Origin of the sequence: Streptomyces sp. NPDC046805 (assembly GCF_040645355.1) — a bacterium.
Classification (GTDB): Bacteria; Actinomycetota; Actinomycetes; order Streptomycetales; family Streptomycetaceae; genus Streptomyces.
Window position 1 is genome coordinate 1 of the sequence record NZ_JBEYYC010000060.1, and the last position, 16,553, is coordinate 16,553.

Consider the following 16,553-nt stretch of genomic DNA (forward strand, 5'->3'; position numbering starts at 1 on the left):
TTGTTGACATAACCGAGGGCATGCGCCTCGACCGCGCGCCGCAGCGGGCCCGGCTTGTTCGCGGTGGCGAGCACCAGCAGCCGGCAGGGTCTGGGGCCGGGCAGGTGCCGGCCGCCCTTCTCGGTCCGGGTCCCGTTCTCGTGCCCGTTCCTGTCGGCGCTCTCGTGTCCGCGGCCGGGGGGCCGTATCGGAAGCTCCCCCAGAGGACTCATGTCGTACGGGTCGGAGCAGTTCAGATCAGCCACGCAGACGTCCGGACACACGCTTCGCGCACGGCCCGGCGCCGTGCCCCACGGGGTGTGAGAGACATCCAGATCCTCTTCTCGCGCCAACCGTTCCGCAAGGGCTGAGCGCAGCAGACGCTCGTCGTGCACCAGAAGTACCCAGATCACGTCCCACCTCTTCAGTAATTCCCGCTCCGCGTAGGTCACTTCGTGCAGTGGGGGGGGGTCCGATCTGGTGGACAGTTACCCGCGATGTGAGGAGTAAAGGTCGATATCTGTGAATCTGTTGTGCTGGCCGTGCCTTGATCAACCGAGTCGGAACAGTCGTGCCGCAGTCCGGACCGGAGCCCCGTCGCTGGTGCAGAACGTCCACGCCGCGGCCATGCGGGTACCAGGACGCCCGCCGCAGACGGCAGTTGGCGGCTGGGTCGTCCCCGCGTCCGCGGGGTTGCCCGGACTGGGCGCGCTCCGCGCTCACCTATCAGGGGTCGTCCCTGCACCCGCGGGGATCATCCCAACCTGCTGTGGGAGTACAGCAGTTACGGGTCGTCGCCCCCTGGCTTTGGTCACGAGAGAGGGCTCTCGCTCAACTTCTGTGACGCGGCCACTCTCCGTCACGCCAATAGGACGCGCTTGCGAAGAAGTTGGAACCCTGCACGGCCGAACATCTGGCGCTTGAGCATCTTGATCCGGTTGACATGGCCTTCGACTGCGCCCGAGCTCCAGGGCAGGGTGAGTCCGGCGGTGACGGCGTCGAGATCGCGGTCGATTCCGGCGGCGAGGGTGTGGAGGCTGGGCAGGTCGTCCTGCCGGACGGCGTCGAGCCAGGCTGGCCTGGCGCTCGGTGAGCATGACCGCGAAGGAGCGGACGTGCCGAGTGAGGGCGTCGAGCTCGGGACAGTGAGTGCGGACAGTCTTGAGCTGGACTTGTTCCGGCTCGGTGAGGGTCTCCGGGCGACTGAGGATCCACCCGGTGACCGTCCGGGGCGAGGGCGGCCGGGCCGTCACCGGTCGCGGTGAGGTGCGTTTCTTGTGCAGGTAGGCGCGGACGCGCTGGTAGCCGCCTTTGTAGCCCAGCGGCAGGATCTCCTCCCACAGCTTCCAGGCATTGGTGCAGCCCTGGTTCCACCGGTCGTCCAGGTAGGGCTTGTAGTCATCGAGGACCGAGGGCCGGTTCTGCCACTGGCCGGTGAACAGTTCCTCCGGCGCCGCCGCGTCAGCGAACTGCTTGACGGTCCGCCAGGTCATGCCGAGTTGCCGCTGGATCGAGCGGCAGCTGTGCCCAGCCTCCAGTAGGGCGTGGACGGCGGCGTGCCGGGCCCGGGTGCATCGAACTCTTCACGAGGTTCGACAGCACTGCCCAAGGTACGTTCCAGGCCCGACAGGCAGGTTTGGGAGAATCTCGCGGTGACTAGAACTGATGAGGCCGCCCGCCAGGCGCTTGTCCGCCGCGGCTTCGCCTTGGAGTACGCCACCCTCGGTTGGAACGTGTTCGGCATCGCCGTGCTCGCCGTCGCCGCGATCTCGGCGCGGTCCGTGGCGCTGGCCGGGTTCGGTCTGGACTCCCTGATCGAGATTGGTGCCTCCACCGTGGTGATCTGGGAGCTGTCCGCCAGCGGCGAGGACCGCCGTCGCCGTGCGCTGAAGCTGATCGGCGTCGGCTTCGGGCTGCTGGCGGTGTACCTGCTGGTGCAGTCCACCTGGGTATTGGCCGCCGGCTTCCGGCCCCACCATTCGATGCTGGGCATCGGCTGGACCGCGGTGACAGCCGCGGTGATGTTCGCGCTCGCCACCGGCAAGGCACGCACCGGCACTGCGCTGGACAACCCGGTACTGAAGACCGAGGGTCGAGTCACCCTCATCGACGGCCTGCTGGCCACCGCCGTGTTGCTCGGCCTCCTGCTGGATTCTCTGGCCGGCCTGTGGTGGGCCGACCCGGCCGCCGGGTACGTGCTGGTCTACTACGCGCTGCGCGAGGTCAAGGAGATCTTCTTCGGCGAGCACTGACGGCCTGGATCGCCCAGGCGCCGTCGCTTCTCGCGAACATCGAACGTTGGCTGTTCAGTATGCGTGCACCAGTTTGGGAGGCGCCTGGACGGCATAGGGATCCCCATCCTGGGCATCACCAACGATCCAGACGCCTACGGAACTTGATCAAGCCCTGCGTGATGACCGGGCGGGGAAGGTCACGTCTCCTCGACATCCACGAAGAGAAGCCGCACACCGCCAGTCGCCAACTCGAAGACCTTGCCGACAAACGCTGACGCCTCTTTGGTCGTTACGGCCTTGCTGGCTGTGTCGTAGTCGGAGAAAGAGGTCGAGTACGCGGTAGGCCGGGGTCGGGCTGTCGTCCTCCTTCGGCCCTACCTTCGCGCTCTCGACCCTTTGGACTCCGGGGATCTGCTTCGCCAGGGCGAGCTGCTCGGGGTGACCGGCCTCGAAGACCTCGGGGGATTTCGGGTTCTCGAAGATTGCGGTGACTTTCGTCGGCATTTACTCTCTACCTGTTATTCGGTCTTCCACTTCGCGTTGTCGGGGATTGTCTTGTCGGGTACGCGGACCTGGATGATGGAGGGGCTGCTCGAGTTCTTCAGGGCGCCTGTCACGGCATCCCTCAGCTCTCCGTAGGTGCCGACTTCCCATCCCTGGCAGCCGAATACCTCGGACAGCATGCTGTAGTTCCAGCGGTGCAGGACGCAGGGCTTGTAGAACGGCTTGTCGGTGTGGAAAACCGCCGCGTCGGCGAGCCACTGCTCCACGGCGTAAACGCCGTTGTCGATGACGAAGATGATGGGGTTGAGCCCGAAGCGGGTCTGCGTCGAGAGGCATTGGGCGGTCATCTGGAAGCCGCCGTCGCCCGAGAACACCATGACCCTTTGATCGGGCGTCTTCGCCAGGCAGATTCCCGTCGCGGCCGGTGCGCTGTAGCCGATCGAGGAGTACGACGACTGGACGATGAACCCGCCGGGAGCGGGCACGTCGAGCAGCAGGCTCCCGAAGTAGTTCATGCTCGCGTCGCTGCTGATGACGGTGTGCCGGTCGACATACCGCTGGATGAACTCGTAGAACCCCTGGTACGTGATGATCTCGGAGGCACTCATGGCAGGTGCGCTGCGCGAGGGCCGCTCCGGTAGCTTCTGGGACTTGGGCGTGATCTTCTCCGCCAGAATGCCGTCGATCAGGTGCTCAAGGGCGACATGCCCGCCGAAGAAGGTGCCGAGCTTGACCGCGTCGAACGACGCGAAGGCGGTCTTGTCGTAATCCGGTTCCCAGCCCAGCGAGTTGATGTCCGTGAGCCACACGCCGAGGGCGAGCACGAAGTCGGAGGCGGCGGCCAGTTCCGTGACGGCCTCGGAGGAGGCCTGGCCGTCGAGCACGCCGGCGAACAGCAGATCGTCCTCGGAGAGGACGGCCTTGCTGAGGAGTTCCGTGACGAAGGGGATGTTCAGCTGCTGGATCAGGCGCGCGGTCTTGTCCTGCAGGCCGAACCGGTCGACCTCGGGGCCTACCCAGATGAGAGGGTTCTCGGCGTTTTCGAGCCTCGTACGGAGCTGGGCGACCGACTGTTTCAGGCTGTCCCGGTCCGATAGTGGCTTGGCCGGCTTGAGGACGCCCCGAGGCTGCTCACACGCGAGGTCGACCATGTCCTGGAGCAGCTCGATGTAGATCGGGCGGCGCTCGGTGACGCACTTGCTCAGCGCGTGGTCGATCAGGCCCGGCGCGAGCTCCGGGTTGTCGATCCGGATCGCCACGGCCGTGATGTGCTCGAAGGACTGGAGGTCGGTTTCCCGCCCGGCGATGAAGTGGTGCGCGCTGAAGCCGGTCTGTTCGAAGATGATGGTCTTCTTGATGCTCGGCGTGCCGTTGATCAGCACGAGCGGCACCTTCTCGACGTAGGCTCCGGCGACGGCGTTCACCGCACACAGCGCGCCGGCGGAGTAGGTGACGCACAGGGCCCCGATGCCCTTCAGCCGCGCGTATCCGTCCGCCGCATAGCCGGCGTTGACCTCGTTGACTTCCTCGATGATTTCGACGCTGCTCGGCGCGACATACCGGTTCAGCCAGTCGATCGAATAGTCACCCGCGATGGCGAACAGATGGTCAAGACCGAGCTGATGGAGCCGGTCTATCAGATACTGCCCGACCGTGCAGCGCTCTGGCATGGCGTAACTCCTCTGTGATCAGTGGTCAGTATTCGCTTGCACCGCCGAACAGCCGGGGCAGGTAGATGTCGAAGATGCCCGGGCACTTGCGCTCCGGATACCGCTGCAGCAGGAAGTCCTTGAAGGCGGCGCCCGTCAGGCCGTTGCCGGCGGCCTGCTGGGCGGCCGAGAGGTACTCGATGTTGCGGGCGACCTCGTTCTTGTCGGCGGGCAGGCCATGACCCGGCAGGAAGAGCTCGTACTGCGACACCAGCAGGTCCTGCAGCACCCGGATCCAGCGGCCCAGTTGAGAGGTCAGATACAGATGGGTGCCGCTGTAGAGCAGGTCCTGGGCGAAGTACACCCCCAGTTCGGGAAGTCCGAGGGTGAGGTGGAAGTCGGTCTCGGTGTCCGTCACCCGGTCCAGGACGTAACGGACCCCGTCGATCCGCTCCTCCCCGGGACTGGCGACCTGCTTGGGGACGACGACGTGCTCAGGCAGGAGGCCGCCGAGCTTCCAGTGGTCGCTGAGCGACTCCTCCCCGTGCTCGTGGATGAAGTTCATGGTCTCGGAGAGCGCATAGACCGTGACATCGCGGAACGCGGCGCCCACGCCGAACCAGTGGTCGGGGTGCCGGTGGGAGAGATACAGCCGCTCGATCGGCTTGTGCAGGCTGTCCGCGTACGCCCTGAACTCCCGTGCATAAGGGGCGAGGAACTGTCCGTCGACGAGCACGAGGCAGTTCCTGGACTCGACGATGTGCGTCGCGTTCGCGATATGGCCGTCGCCGAAAGAGGAAATGAAGGTGTGAATACGGACGTCGCCCGCCTGCTTCACGACCATGACAATGGGGTCCGACAGCTGAGTCGGCATCCGGGACCTCCCCGATACGGAACGGGACGAGACGAGACGAGGACGGGGCTATGCGGCGATGCGCGTGTGGAGTTCCTCCAGGGCGGCTTTCGCGACGTCGTAGGCGCTGTCCACGCCGCGTATCGGGGCGTCCTCGCCGGGCCGCCAGAACCGCCTGCGCGCCATCCGCATCGAGCTGACGAACGGCGGGATCGCGTTGAACACCTCCACCAGATACGGCCCGCGGTACACCGGCTCGATGTCGCTGCGCACGAGGTCCCACGGAATCCAGCTGTCCTTCACCGCGCCCCGGTCCGGCGCCGAGATATGGACGTAGTGCAGCCGGTTCTGCCGCACGGCCCGCGCGATGTTGTTCCGGAAGACCGAAGGGCCCTGGCTCTCCATCAGGACCTGCGCGGTGTCGACCGTCACGCCGCCCTGCGGGTGCTCGAGCCCCTCGAGGAAGTCGAGGACCTCCGAGACCATGTTGGGCGGGGGAGTCTCCCAGCTCTTGACGGGCTCGATGGCGAGCTTGACCTCCATGGTCGCTGCGTACTCCGAGAGCTCCTCGAAGACTCCGCGGGCCGCGTGGAAGCGCGGCTTGATCCACTCCTGGAGGGCGTCGCTCCACAGCGGTTCACCGTCGTCGGTGAGGGGGAAGACGCCATAGGGATAGAGGAACGGACCTGACATGATCGACGCGCCGCCACCCAGGATCCGGGTGATGTCGACGCGCGACTTCAGATACGAGAGGGCCTGTGCACGCTGCCCCTCGTAGGGCGAGGTCGGGTCGAAGGTCCGCGTGGTCCCCACGTTGGTGGTGAACCTGACCTCGCGCAGGCCCGCCTGGTCGAAGGCCTTCCGCAGGGCGATGTAGCCGTCGATCTCGAGCTTGTGGTCGACGGTCGCGGGCCTGGCGGCGATATGCACGTCGAAGCCCGCATAGCCCATATCGGTCAGGGCCTTGAGATGGTTGATCAGAGTCTGGGTGTAGCGGGTGTCCTGCGGACGCAGATCGGCCGTGAACATGAAGAAGCTGAAGTACACGTCCCGCTCGATCTTCGGTTTGAGGCCCCGCGCCAATGTCACGTTCATGGTCACCAGCCCAGGACGTCGGCGAGGTACGCGCGGGCCCTCTTGGCGTACTCGAGCGGGTCGGCCTTGTTCGGGTCCTGCTCGGCCTCCACGGCCAGCCACCCCTGGTAGCCGGCGTCGGCCAGCACTTCGAGGATGGGCCGGAAGTCGATCGCGCCGTCTCCCGGCACGGTGAAGACGCCGAGCTCGACGGCCTCTTGGAACGACAGGCCTTCCTCACGCACCCTGCGCACGACCTCAGGCCGGATGCTCTTCATATGGACGTGGCCGATGCGGTCGGCGTACGTCCGGGCGAGGTCCAGCGGATCGTCACCGGCGAAGGCGATGTGGGCGGTGTCGAGCAGGAGGTGGACCAGGGCGGGATCCGTCGAGGCCATCAGCCGGTCGACGTCGGACCGGGTCATGACGCCGGTGCCCATGTGGTGGTGGTAGCTCAGCTTCATCCCGGCCGAGCCTGCGATCTTGCCGAGCTCGTCAAGCCCGGACGTCAGCGCGTCCCACTGGGCATCGGTGAAATGCGGGCGGTTGGCGAACACGTCGACGGGAAGCAGGTGCGAGGAAGCCCCGAACTCGGCCACGACCAGCTCGGTCCCGCCCAGCGCCCTGATGTGGGTCAAGGTCTCCTCGAAGGCAGCGATCGTCTTGTGCCGCATCTTGCCGACCGTGAAGTACAGGCTGGTCCATGGCTCGGATATCTGCAGGCCGCGCTGGTCGAGTGCGGCCTTCAGCACCTCGGGGTCGGAGGGGAACTTGTGCCCGATGCTGCAGCCCTGGAAGCCGGCGAGCGCCATCTCGCTCACGGCCTGGCCGAAGGTGATGCCCGCATCGATGGTGGGGAAGTCGTCGTTCCACCACAGGGTGCAGCAGACGCCGAGCTTTACCTTGTCCGGGCCGAGGCGGTCAGCCAGTTCTGTCATCGGAAACTCCTTGCGTGGAAACCCCCGACTTCGGCCGGGGGAGGAAACGCATCCTTGAGGCGGAGCCGCGCAGCGGCGGAGCACGCTGCCCCACTCATCCAACAGCCCTGCGTCAGAAGGATTCAGATAGAACTTGAGGCATGGCGCAGCAGGTGAAGCGGGCTTTCAAGTACCGCTTTTATCCCACGGGCGAGCAGGCAGCGGAGCTGTCGCGCACGTTCGGCTGCGTCCGCCTCGTCTACAACAAGGCGCTCGAAGAACGCACCCGCGCCTGGTACGGCGAGCAGCGCCGCATCTCCTACGTACAGTCGTCCGCCGCGCTGACGGAGTGGAAGAAGACCGAGGAACTCGCCTTCCTTACGGAGGTCTCCTCGGTGCCGCTGCAGCAGTCCTTGCAGCACCTTCAGAAGGCGTTCACGAACTTCTTCGCCAAGCGCGCGAAGTACCCGCGTTTCAAGAGCCGGAAGAAGTCCCGCGCCTCTGCCGAGTACACGCGGTCCGGGTTCAAGTGGCGCAACGGGAAGCTGACGCTGGCGAAGATGACGGAGCCGTTGGATATCCGTTGGTCGCGTCCGCTGCCGGAGGGTGCGGAGCCCACGACGGTGACGGTGTCCCGTGACGCTGCGGGACGCTGGTTCGTGTCCCTGCTGTGCGAGGAGACCATCACCCCCGCCACGGACACCACGGCGGTGGTCGGCATTGACGCCGGGATCACCTCCCTCGTCACGCTCTCGACCGGGGAGAAGGTCGCCAACCCGAAGCACGAGCGTAAGGACCGCGCCAAGCTGGCCCGCGCTCAGCGGGAGCTGTCCCGGAAGGTCCAGGGCTCGAACAACGGGGAGAAGGCCCGCCGGAAGGTGGCCCGCGTCCACGGGGCGATCACCGACCGCAGGCGGGACTTCCTGCACAAGCTGTCGACTCGACTCGTTCGTGAGAACCAAACGATCGTGATCGAGGACTTGACCGTCCGCAATATGGTCAAGAACCACGGCCTGGCACGCGCGATATCTGACGCGTCGTGGTCGCAGCTGCGGTCGATGCTGGAGTACAAGGCGCAGTGGTACGGGCGTGAACTCGTCGCGGTGGAGCGCTGGTTCCCCTCCAGCAAGCTGTGCGGGGCCTGCGGCACGGTCCGCGGGAAGCTGCCGTTGAACGTCCGTGAGTGGACGTGCGACTGCGGCACCGTCCACGACCGCGACGTCAACGCGGCGAAAAACCTTTTGGCGGCCGGGCTGGCCGTGTCTGCCTGTGGAGGCGGTGTAAGACCCCAACGGGAGAAGTCCCGGACGGGGCAACTGCCTGCGAAGCAGGAAGCCCTCACTGCGAAGTGAGGAATCCCCCGCCTTCAGGCGGGTGGAGGATGTCAAGTTGTCGACCCCTTCAGATAGCGTTCCTCGATGCGGGGTGGCTGGGCCCAGGAGCCGTAACCGGGCGCCTTGGCCCCCGGAGGATTGGCCCCGATGGCCTGCCACAGCAGCCCCTCCTGGTAGGAGGCGGCGGTCACCGTGGAGGTCTCGCCCGCCGCACGGGCCCCGTAGCGGTCGGTCCACTCGGGGGGCAAGGCGTACCACATCCCGGCGAACCAGAGCTTGATCACATTGCGGGCCACCGGGCCGAGACGGTCGTCGCTGAAGATCCGGTGGCGCAGGGCCCGGTCGAACACGTCCGTGTCGAGCGGGGTCCGGTGCGGGCTCTTCGCCTCACCGGACGCATCGGTCCTGGCTGCCCGGTGCGCGTCCAGGAGTGCGGCGGTGACCTCGTCGCCGCAGGCGTCCCGCACCTTGGTCAGGTACAGGCCGGCCATACCGGTGCCGAGCAGCGCGGTCTCCTCGAAGGCGGTGAGGTCGACCGACAGGGACAGGAAGTCCTCGAACGACGGGTCGGTCATCGCGCCACCTCCTGGGCCGTCCCACCCGGCTCCGCCGAGGCCCCGGGACCGGCCGGGATCTCGAACGTGGGGCCGGCGTGCAGGCCGTCGGTGCCCGGCAGCGGGTTGCGTATCAGCCGGTTGAAACCGTCGCGCAGCCGGAACATGCCGCGCACGGCCTCCTGCAGCAGGTCGGGCTGCCCGTTGAACGCCTGGGTGAGCAGGGCGAGGAAGGACCCGTAGTCGGCGTTGAACTGCCGTGCGGCCGCGGCGAGTTGTGACCCCTCGGGGTAGTCGGCAAGGCGGGGGCTCACCTTCACCGGGTGCACCTCGTCCCAGGCGACGCTGATCGGCGCCCCCGAAGGCGCATCGGACTCGTCGCCCACCTCGTAGTAGCGGCCGAGCTGCAGCTGCCGGAACCGGTAGTAGTGGGCGAGCTCCCCGGCGGCGTCGTGGATGCCCGCATCGAGGCCTTCGCCCTGGTCGGCGATGAAGTTGAGCGCCCGGCAGGCCGAGTCCAGATCGGTCACGACGATCACGTCCCCGCCGCCCGAGTAGAAGTACTCGGTCCCTACCTGCCGCGCCGGGTCCCCGCAGAAGAGCCGCTTGGGGTCGGCGGCCGCCACCTTCTCCAGTCCTTCGATGATCTCCGCGTAGAACTCGCCGATGCTGTAGAAGCGCATCTTCTCGGCGGTCGGGCTGGAGACCAGGCGCGGGCCTCCGCTGTCCGGCAGCGTCAGTAGCCGTTCCGCGCCGGGCGCCCGGCCCGGCCGCTCGATCTTGCAGAACGTCTCCACCGCCTCGGGGGAGAGCGGCCGCAGGTCGACGGTGAAGTCGTCCTCCCCGTCGGGGAGATAGGCCGGGTAGGACGGCACGAAGCCGGGGCGGGTCAGGTCGGGCTGCCCGCCGATGGCGTTCAGGACGTTGGCGACCAGCGTCAGATGCAGCATCTCCTCCACCACGACCACCCGGATGATGTGGGCGGCGTCGGAGTTGGTGGTGGACTTGATGGAGTAGTACGCGGTTAGGTACGGCGGGATGGTCGCGTGCTCGAGCGCCATCGCCGCGTGCAGATAGGCGATCAGCTCGTCACGGTTGTCGATGGTGGACGCGGTCACCGGGCCACCTCCCCCTGGGGTCGGCGCTGGGCGGACACGGTGAGCGGTGCCGTCTCGGCTTCGAGCTGGGCCAGCATGGCGCGGCTGCTGCGAAGGCACAGGGCGGCGACGGTGAGCGTCACATTCGACGTGCCCACCGTGGGCATGCTCCCTCCGCCGACCAGATAGAGGTTCTCGTGGTCCCAGCTGCGCTGATCCGCGTTCACCACCGAGGTCGCCGGGTCGGCGCCCATCATGTGGGTGCCGGCCAGGTGGTTGCCGCCGCGGATCTCGTACCCCTCGCCGGCATGTACGGCGTAGCCCCAGAAGTCCGGGTCGTAAGCGGTGTGGTCCTCGGCCCCGAGCCGGGCGAAGATCCGCTTCGACAGCTGCCGGGCATACGCCACCCCGCGCATCGTGTAGTCGGGGATGTCGTAGCTGAGGATGGGCCGCATGTTGCCCAGGTGGTCGGTGAAGGCGGGGTCGACCGTGATGCGGTTGCTCGGGTTGGCGGGGACCTCGACCATGAACGCCAGCTGCAGCTGGCGGGAGATGCGGTCCACCAGGCCCTGGCGCAGCGACTCGCCGTAACGGCCGCCGGAGTCCACCAGGTCGATCAGGTCGGTCATCGGCGCACCCCTGGCCCAGCCCCACCCGTCGTTGTGGATATCGACGCTGAAGGCGGCCTGACGGCGGCGGAACCGGCCCCCGCGCAGGTCGGTGATGCCGCCGGTGCAGTTGGTGCCCCGGAAGGTGCCGGCCACCTCCGGCAGCAGGGCCCACGCAAGGAGGTAGGCGTGGTCCATGAAGTTGCGCCCCATCAGGCCGCTGGAGCTGTTCAGGCCGGAGGCCAGCATCAGCCGCGGGTTCTCCACTGCGTTGGCGGCCAGCACGAACAGGCGGCCGCGGGCCCTCATGGTGGTGAAGTCCGAACCGTCGGGCGAGTCGTAGCGGCGGTACTCGATCTCGGTCACCCGGCCGGTCTGCTCGTCGGTGTGCACCTTGTGGGCCACCGCCTGGGCCACCAGGTCGACCCTGCCGGTCCGCAGCGCGACGGCGAGGGTCTTGCCTGCGTTGTACTTGGCCTGTACCGGGCAGATGGGCACGCAGTTGTTGTTGCCCTGGCAGCGCTCGCCGACCTCGACCTGGTACGTGCTCACCGCGCCTTGCGGCACATAGCCTTTCCCGCCGTCGTAGGCCGGGTTCGGTATCCCGTTGCGGCCCTGGGGGAACGGCCTGACCTGCAACTCCCGCTGCTCCCCGTCGAGTTCGACCGGCATCCCGTCGACGTCCTTGGCGACCATCTGGTCCAGGTACGACAGGGGCAGCCCCTTCATCGGGAACACATAGTCCTCGTCGAAGGTCATCCCGAGGTAGGCCTGGTCCGCCACGTCGGCGGAGACGCCGATCTCGCGTTCCGCCTCGTTGTAGTACGGGGCGAGGTCGTCGTAGGTGAGCGGCCAGTCGGTCCCCTCGCCGTAGAGGGTGTGCATCCGGAAGTCCTCGGGCAGCATCCGCAGCGTCTTGCCCTCCCAGTGCATGGTGGTGCCGCCGATGACCCTCGTATAGGTGGTGTCGGTGGCGAAGGGCCCGCTCTGGACGATGTACGACGAGGCGTCGGGCGCCCCCGGGAAGATGCGCCGTGCATCGGTGCCGCGGGGCATCGGGGCGTTGACGGTGTCCGGGTAGGGGGCCTGGTTGTCCTTGCTGGTCGCCGAGTAGAAGCGGTCGAGATAGCCCTCGTAACTCCTCAAGGTGAGGTCTTCGGCCGGGCCCGCCTCGAGGAGTAGTACCGTCCGGCCGGCCTCGCTCAGCCGCGAGGCGACGAGGGCGCCGGCGATTCCGCCGCCCACGATGACGGCGTCGTAGAGAATCTCGGCCGCCGCCGCGGGGTCGGTGCGCTGCGCCGCCCCGACAGGGAACTTCTCGTACATGAGCAGTCACCCCTCCTTAGCTGGGCGCAGCCGGGACCACCGGCGCGGCGGCCGGGATGCGAGTCGGTCGGCCACGGTCACACTGCCTCGGCGCGGGCTCGCATGGCGGACAGATAGGCGGCGTAGCTCCACGTCAGGTTGCGCACGCTGCGCTCGTAGCCGGTGGTGCCGTCGAACTGCTCGGAGAGCTCCAGATGGTCGCTGTGGTAGATGACGGCCTGCACCATGTCGTCACCGGTGGTCAGCAGGGCGGCGGCAGCCGCTGCCGGGGGCGTCGAGGCGTCGATGCCGGACTGGGCGAAGAAGGGCGCGGACAGCTCGTCCAGCGGGATCTTGCCGCTCGACTTGATGGCGGCGGCAAGCTTGTAGTGCAGTTCGGCGACGTTGCATGTGGACAGGGCCCAGGGGTGGCCGCCGAGCGTCGGGTGTGCGGTGTCGCCGTTGTAGACGTCGCCGGGGTAGCGACCGAACAGCGGCCCGATGCCAAGCTGTTCACGGTCTGCCTTGTTGATCGGGTAGAAGGCGATGCCGCCCTCCTCCCACTGCGCGCGCAGCTGGGCCGCCGTGGCGAGGAGCTTGGTGTCGGCGAAGGAGACGCCGCCGTAGAGAGCCGCCTGGACGATGTCGATGTTCGGGTCGTAACCGTCGACGACCGGGCGCTGGGGTGAGGGCTGCGCCCCGTTGCCGGGGTCGGCCATCATGCTCACGTACTTGGTCCCGTCCCAGTGACCTGCGAGGGCCTCGCGTAGCCAGTTGACGGCGGGCTTCAGCCCGGTCGGCTTGTCGATGCCGACGATCTTCGAGGCCAGGACCTCCTCGAAGCAGCGCAGTTGGGCTGCGCGGGCGAAGAAGGTGAACCCGTGGTGCTCCTCCCACAGGTTGGTGGTGGGCTGCTGGTAGACGTCGAGGAGGTAAGCCACGTTCGAGTTCACGAGGTCGACCGCCCGCTTCTGGGTGCCGAGATCGAGCTGGTCGTAGGCGGCCAGGATGGTGATCGACTGCAGGGCGGGGCCGTCGTTCTGCTCGGTCCACGGGCGGGCGTCGCCGGCGATGTTGAAGACGGCGTGACCTAGGGTCGGCCGGGCGTTGGAGTGGCAGAGGTCGGCGAACTGCACGTAGTCGTTGAGCGTCTCCACCGTCCCGTCCGGGTCGGCCGGCATGTTGCCCTTGGCCACTTCCATGGCCGTGATGGCGCCGTCGCGCACCCAGTTGAAGACGTAGTTCTCGTCGATGCCGGGGGTCTGGGTCGGGAAGGACGGGGCGGCGATGATGCAACCCGGCTTAGAGTCGCGGGAAAAATCACCGGGCGACTGCGGGTCGCTGAAGGTGAAGCCGTTGCTGGCGATGTTCCGCAGCATGAAGGTGAACATGATCGGCACCAGCGTCTGCGGATTGACCGCCCCCGGCGCAAGGGAGGTCTGCACGTTCTCCCGCGGTCGTAAAGCGTCGGCTGCCCGGTTCGTGCGGGCGCGCATGTCGGGCGTGATGTTGGGCTCGGACATTGCTGAACTCCATTTTCTTTCGAGCGGATCCATCGGATCCAGTCGGCGGTCGATGGTCGATGGTCGACGCGATGGTCACGCAGGATAAAAAGCTTGGGAACCTGGCACGAACATGAGTTGTTCGACGGCGTGCGCGGGTGTGCTGCGGACGCTCTACGGTCGAGGCGCGGGCACGCCGTCTGAGCTTCGATGACCAACTGAATCAGGTGTCCGAGTCGGCGCCATTCCCATCATCGCGGTAACAGGGAATGCACCCCTCCGCCCCCTCCCCCGTTTTCCGGAAAGCACGCAGCGAAAATTCTTTCCGGTTCACTGAACAACATAGAGCCGCTTCGAAGCAGCCCTGAGCATGGCCGTTCTGCACGATGGTCCCACCACTCGGTGGCGCCCCCCACTCATACCTAACGCAAGCTACAGCCAGCGGGAGGGTGCCGCAATATTAAATCTCGATGTTGCGTACGAGAATGGAGTAGTCGAGTGAGACGCGCTGATACATAACTGTGCGTCGAGTCCCGATTATTCGGATGATTTTCGTAACAGTTTAGGGCTACTCGTGAGCTGCGGTGATGCGGTGCGGAGTGGTCATCATGGTCCGGTAGGTTGATCTTGTGACTACCGACCAGCTGCCGCAGCCCTCCTATGAGGAGTTGGCTGCTCTGGTGGTGTCCATTCACGGAATACGCCCCTCGGCCGCGGGTTGTGGCGTGACGCACGTGGTTCGCGCAGCGATGTGACGATCCGGTAGGTTTCTGCCCGTGCCTGCCATGCCGACCTATGAGGAGCCCGCCGAGCTGGCGGCCCCGCAGGCGGCCCTGTGGGTTCTCGCCTCAGCCCAGGTGTGTGAGATCGGGTGCTGCTCCTTCGGCTGGGATCCCTGCCTGCAAATGAGACTGATCTTGATTTCTGACACCGACTGGTGACGTGCACACCTGACGGATTGCACGTCCATGGCCATAAGCGGCGAAGGGCTTGAACGGCAGCACCTCCGTTTTCGTGAGATTCCCTGACGTCGCTGAGAACCCTTATGTCTTGGGGCGGCGTCGAACAGACCGTGCTCGCGTCAGCCGCTGCCCGCATGTCCTCAGCGCAGTCCCGGTGCCTGCTGATCCGGGCCTCTGCCCGCAGGACTTCTGGCAGGCTGCACCGCGCACCAGGACCCACATGACGGTGATCTCCGGCGCCTTCAGGCCCGCTCTTCGGGCCCAGTTCCTACCGTGGCCATACCGGCGTTCAGCAGCACGAGGGGCGACGTCAAGAGCATGCGGGGCAAGGAGGACCGGGTTCAAGGCGCTGGGCATGCTGCGTGGCCCTGAGTGGGGGGCTGGTCGTGACTGGGTGCTGTCCGGTGAGTTGAGTGCGAGTGGCGAGGCGCGTTGAACAGACAGCGCCCGCTGCCTGCGGCGCGGGCCAGGACCGAGAAGGCGGGCTCGGCGCCCGCCGGAGCCGCCTCGAAGAGCGGATCAGTCGCTGTAGGAGTTCCTGGGCGTTCTCGTTGGCAATGGCGTCCAGCAGCGCGGGGCCGACGGGTTGCCGGTACTGGCTGGGCTTCGGATCTCGTCGGCGGACGCTCCGGGCGGGACGGGGGCGATGTCGGGGTTGCTCTCGACCATGGCGACGGCGGGTGTGCCTGCTGGAAGGAGGGACAGGAACCACACGATGGTGTTCGCCCAGAAGGCGGGAGGGACGTACCTGAGGATGAGTTGGGCGTGGTCGAAGTAGCTCCCGTGCCGTCGTTCATCATCGATGTCGGCTTCGAAGGCCAGGTAGTCCTCATCGCCGATCGCTGCGTGTTTGGCGGTGCACAGGACATCGGGATAGCGCTCGCGGATGCGGGCCTCGAACTCCGCCAGGCTCAGGGGCCAAGCACCATGGTGGCCGAGTACGGCGTACCGGGCATGGCACTTTACGGCTCCAGCAAGGCCGCGGTGAACCTGCTGACCAAGTCGTGGGCCGCCGAGTACGGCCCCCGCGGCGTGCGGGTCGACACCGTTGTCGTCGGTCCCACCCGGACTGAGGGGACAGCGCCCATGGGCGAGAACCTGGACGGCCTGGCTGCACAGGCCCCAGCCGGACGGCCGGCGTCTCCCCAGGAGATCGCTGCGAGCATCGTCTACTGATGTTTGAGGCGTGATGTCGTTGGGGGCTGACGGAACGTGATCGTCGCGGTATGTCGGTTGTATGAGGTATCCGCAGGGTGGTGGGCTGACGCCTGAACGGCAGGTGTTTCGTGAGCGGATCCGGATGGAGGCCGCCGAGCGGTTCGCCGCAGGTGCCTCCAACGCGGAGGTCGCCAAGGACTTACGGGTGAGCGTGCGCTCGGTGCAGCGGTGGCGACGGGCCTGGCAGGACGTCGGCGCCGTGGGGCTGCGATCCGCTGGACCGGTCTCAACGCCGAAGCTGAGCGACACACTGTTCGCCGTGCTGGAAGTCGAGCTGGCCAAGGGCGCCGTGGCGCACGGCTGGCCGGACCAGACCTGGACCCTGGCCCGAATCAAGACGCTCATCGGGCGGCGGTTCCACAAGTCGCTCACGCTCTCGGGGATCTCGCAGATGCTGCGACGCCACGGCTGGAGCCACCAGGTCCCCGCGAAGCACGCCGTCGAGCGGGACGAGGCAGCCATAGCCGGATGGGTGAAGGAGACCTGGCCATCCGCAAAAGCACCGCGGCGGCGCTCGACGCCTACCTCGTCTTCGAGGACGAGGCCGGCTTCTCGATGACGCCGCCCACCGCCCGCACCTGGTCCCACCGCGGCAACACCCCGATCGTGCGCGTCCGCGGGCGCTCCCAGCGCAGAATCTCCATCGCCGCCCTGGCCTGCTACAAGATAGGCGACCGCTCACGGCTGATCTACCGGCCGATCGTCCATGCGGACCACAAGGCCGGCGGCCGCCGAAGCTTCGCCTGGACGGACTATCGCGATC

At 66.9% G+C, this 16,553-nt stretch carries 12 protein-coding genes and 3 pseudogenes; 5 read left to right on the forward strand and 10 right to left on the reverse strand.

The window, feature by feature from the left end:
* A pseudogene (locus ABZ910_RS35210) lies at nucleotides 1-245 on the reverse strand (hypothetical protein); the annotation flags it as partial.
* A 593-nt stretch (nucleotides 246-838) separates the two neighbouring features.
* A pseudogene (locus ABZ910_RS35215) lies at nucleotides 839-1,006 on the reverse strand (ISL3 family transposase); the annotation flags it as partial.
* Between the two features lie 625 nt (nucleotides 1,007-1,631).
* Here ABZ910_RS35215 and ABZ910_RS35220 point away from each other — a divergent pair.
* Nucleotides 1,632-2,231, forward strand: a complete 600-nt coding sequence (locus ABZ910_RS35220) for a cation transporter (protein WP_361373329.1) — start codon at nucleotides 1,632-1,634, stop codon at nucleotides 2,229-2,231.
* A gap of 500 nt (nucleotides 2,232-2,731) precedes the next feature.
* On the opposite strand, the gene ABZ910_RS35225 is transcribed toward ABZ910_RS35220, so the two are convergent.
* The 4 genes from ABZ910_RS35225 to iolE are packed head-to-tail and all read right to left on the reverse strand — an operon-like array spanning nucleotide 2,732 to nucleotide 7,231.
* Nucleotides 2,732-4,387 carry a thiamine pyrophosphate-dependent enzyme gene (locus ABZ910_RS35225; protein ID WP_361373331.1) on the reverse strand — a complete coding sequence of 552 codons (1,656 nt, stop codon included), beginning with the start codon at nucleotides 4,385-4,387 and terminating at the stop codon, nucleotides 2,732-2,734.
* A gap of 25 nt (nucleotides 4,388-4,412) precedes the next feature.
* Nucleotides 4,413-5,240 carry an MBL fold metallo-hydrolase gene (locus ABZ910_RS35230; RefSeq protein ID WP_361373333.1) on the reverse strand — a complete coding sequence of 276 codons (828 nt, stop codon included), beginning with the start codon at nucleotides 5,238-5,240 and terminating at the stop codon, nucleotides 4,413-4,415.
* Between the two features lie 48 nt (nucleotides 5,241-5,288).
* The gene (locus ABZ910_RS35235) at nucleotides 5,289-6,314 is read right to left on the reverse strand and encodes a TIM barrel protein (protein WP_361373335.1); all 1,026 of its coding nucleotides are present in this window, start codon (nucleotides 6,312-6,314) and stop codon (nucleotides 5,289-5,291) included.
* Between the two features lie 2 nt (nucleotides 6,315-6,316).
* A complete protein-coding gene (gene iolE, locus ABZ910_RS35240; protein WP_361373337.1) occupies nucleotides 6,317-7,231 on the reverse strand; it encodes a myo-inosose-2 dehydratase in 915 nt (304 codons plus the stop codon).
* A 140-nt stretch (nucleotides 7,232-7,371) separates the two neighbouring features.
* On the opposite strand from iolE, the gene ABZ910_RS35245 reads away from it, so the two are divergent.
* Nucleotides 7,372-8,562, forward strand: a complete 1,191-nt coding sequence (locus ABZ910_RS35245; RefSeq protein ID WP_361373339.1) for an RNA-guided endonuclease TnpB family protein — start codon at nucleotides 7,372-7,374, stop codon at nucleotides 8,560-8,562.
* A gap of 32 nt (nucleotides 8,563-8,594) precedes the next feature.
* On the opposite strand, the gene ABZ910_RS35250 is transcribed toward ABZ910_RS35245, so the two are convergent.
* The 4 genes from ABZ910_RS35250 to ABZ910_RS35265 all read right to left on the reverse strand — a co-directional run bounded on the left by ABZ910_RS35250 (nucleotide 8,595) and on the right by ABZ910_RS35265 (nucleotide 13,631).
* Nucleotides 8,595-9,119, reverse strand: a complete 525-nt coding sequence (locus tag ABZ910_RS35250) for a hypothetical protein (protein WP_361373341.1) — start codon at nucleotides 9,117-9,119, stop codon at nucleotides 8,595-8,597.
* Entirely contained in the window at nucleotides 9,116-10,216 is a 1,101-nt protein-coding gene (locus ABZ910_RS35255) for a ferritin-like protein (protein ID WP_361373343.1), read from the reverse strand. Before ABZ910_RS35255 ends, ABZ910_RS35250 begins: the two co-directional genes overlap by 4 nt.
* Nucleotides 10,213-12,129: a GMC family oxidoreductase gene (locus ABZ910_RS35260; protein ID WP_361373345.1), complete on the reverse strand. Its 1,917-nt coding sequence runs from the start codon at nucleotides 12,127-12,129 to the stop codon at nucleotides 10,213-10,215. Before ABZ910_RS35260 ends, ABZ910_RS35255 begins: the two co-directional genes overlap by 4 nt.
* 77 nt (nucleotides 12,130-12,206) lie before the next feature.
* On the reverse strand, nucleotides 12,207-13,631 hold the full coding sequence (locus ABZ910_RS35265) for a glycoside hydrolase family 15 protein (protein WP_361373347.1): 1,425 nt from the start codon (nucleotides 13,629-13,631) through the stop codon (nucleotides 12,207-12,209).
* Nucleotides 13,632-15,355: 1,724 nt separating this feature from the next.
* On the opposite strand from ABZ910_RS35265, the gene ABZ910_RS35270 reads away from it, so the two are divergent.
* The 3 genes and pseudogenes from ABZ910_RS35270 to ABZ910_RS35280 all read left to right on the forward strand — a co-directional run.
* Nucleotides 15,356-15,748, forward strand: coding sequence for an SDR family oxidoreductase (locus ABZ910_RS35270; RefSeq protein ID WP_361373349.1), 393 nt, complete (start codon nucleotides 15,356-15,358; stop codon nucleotides 15,746-15,748).
* A gap of 61 nt (nucleotides 15,749-15,809) precedes the next feature.
* Nucleotides 15,810-16,349 carry a winged helix-turn-helix domain-containing protein gene (locus tag ABZ910_RS35275; RefSeq protein WP_361373351.1) on the forward strand — a complete coding sequence of 180 codons (540 nt, stop codon included), beginning with the start codon at nucleotides 15,810-15,812 and terminating at the stop codon, nucleotides 16,347-16,349.
* A pseudogene (locus ABZ910_RS35280) lies at nucleotides 16,346-16,553 on the forward strand (IS630 family transposase); the annotation flags it as partial. The gene ABZ910_RS35275 and the pseudogene ABZ910_RS35280, both read left to right, overlap by 4 nt.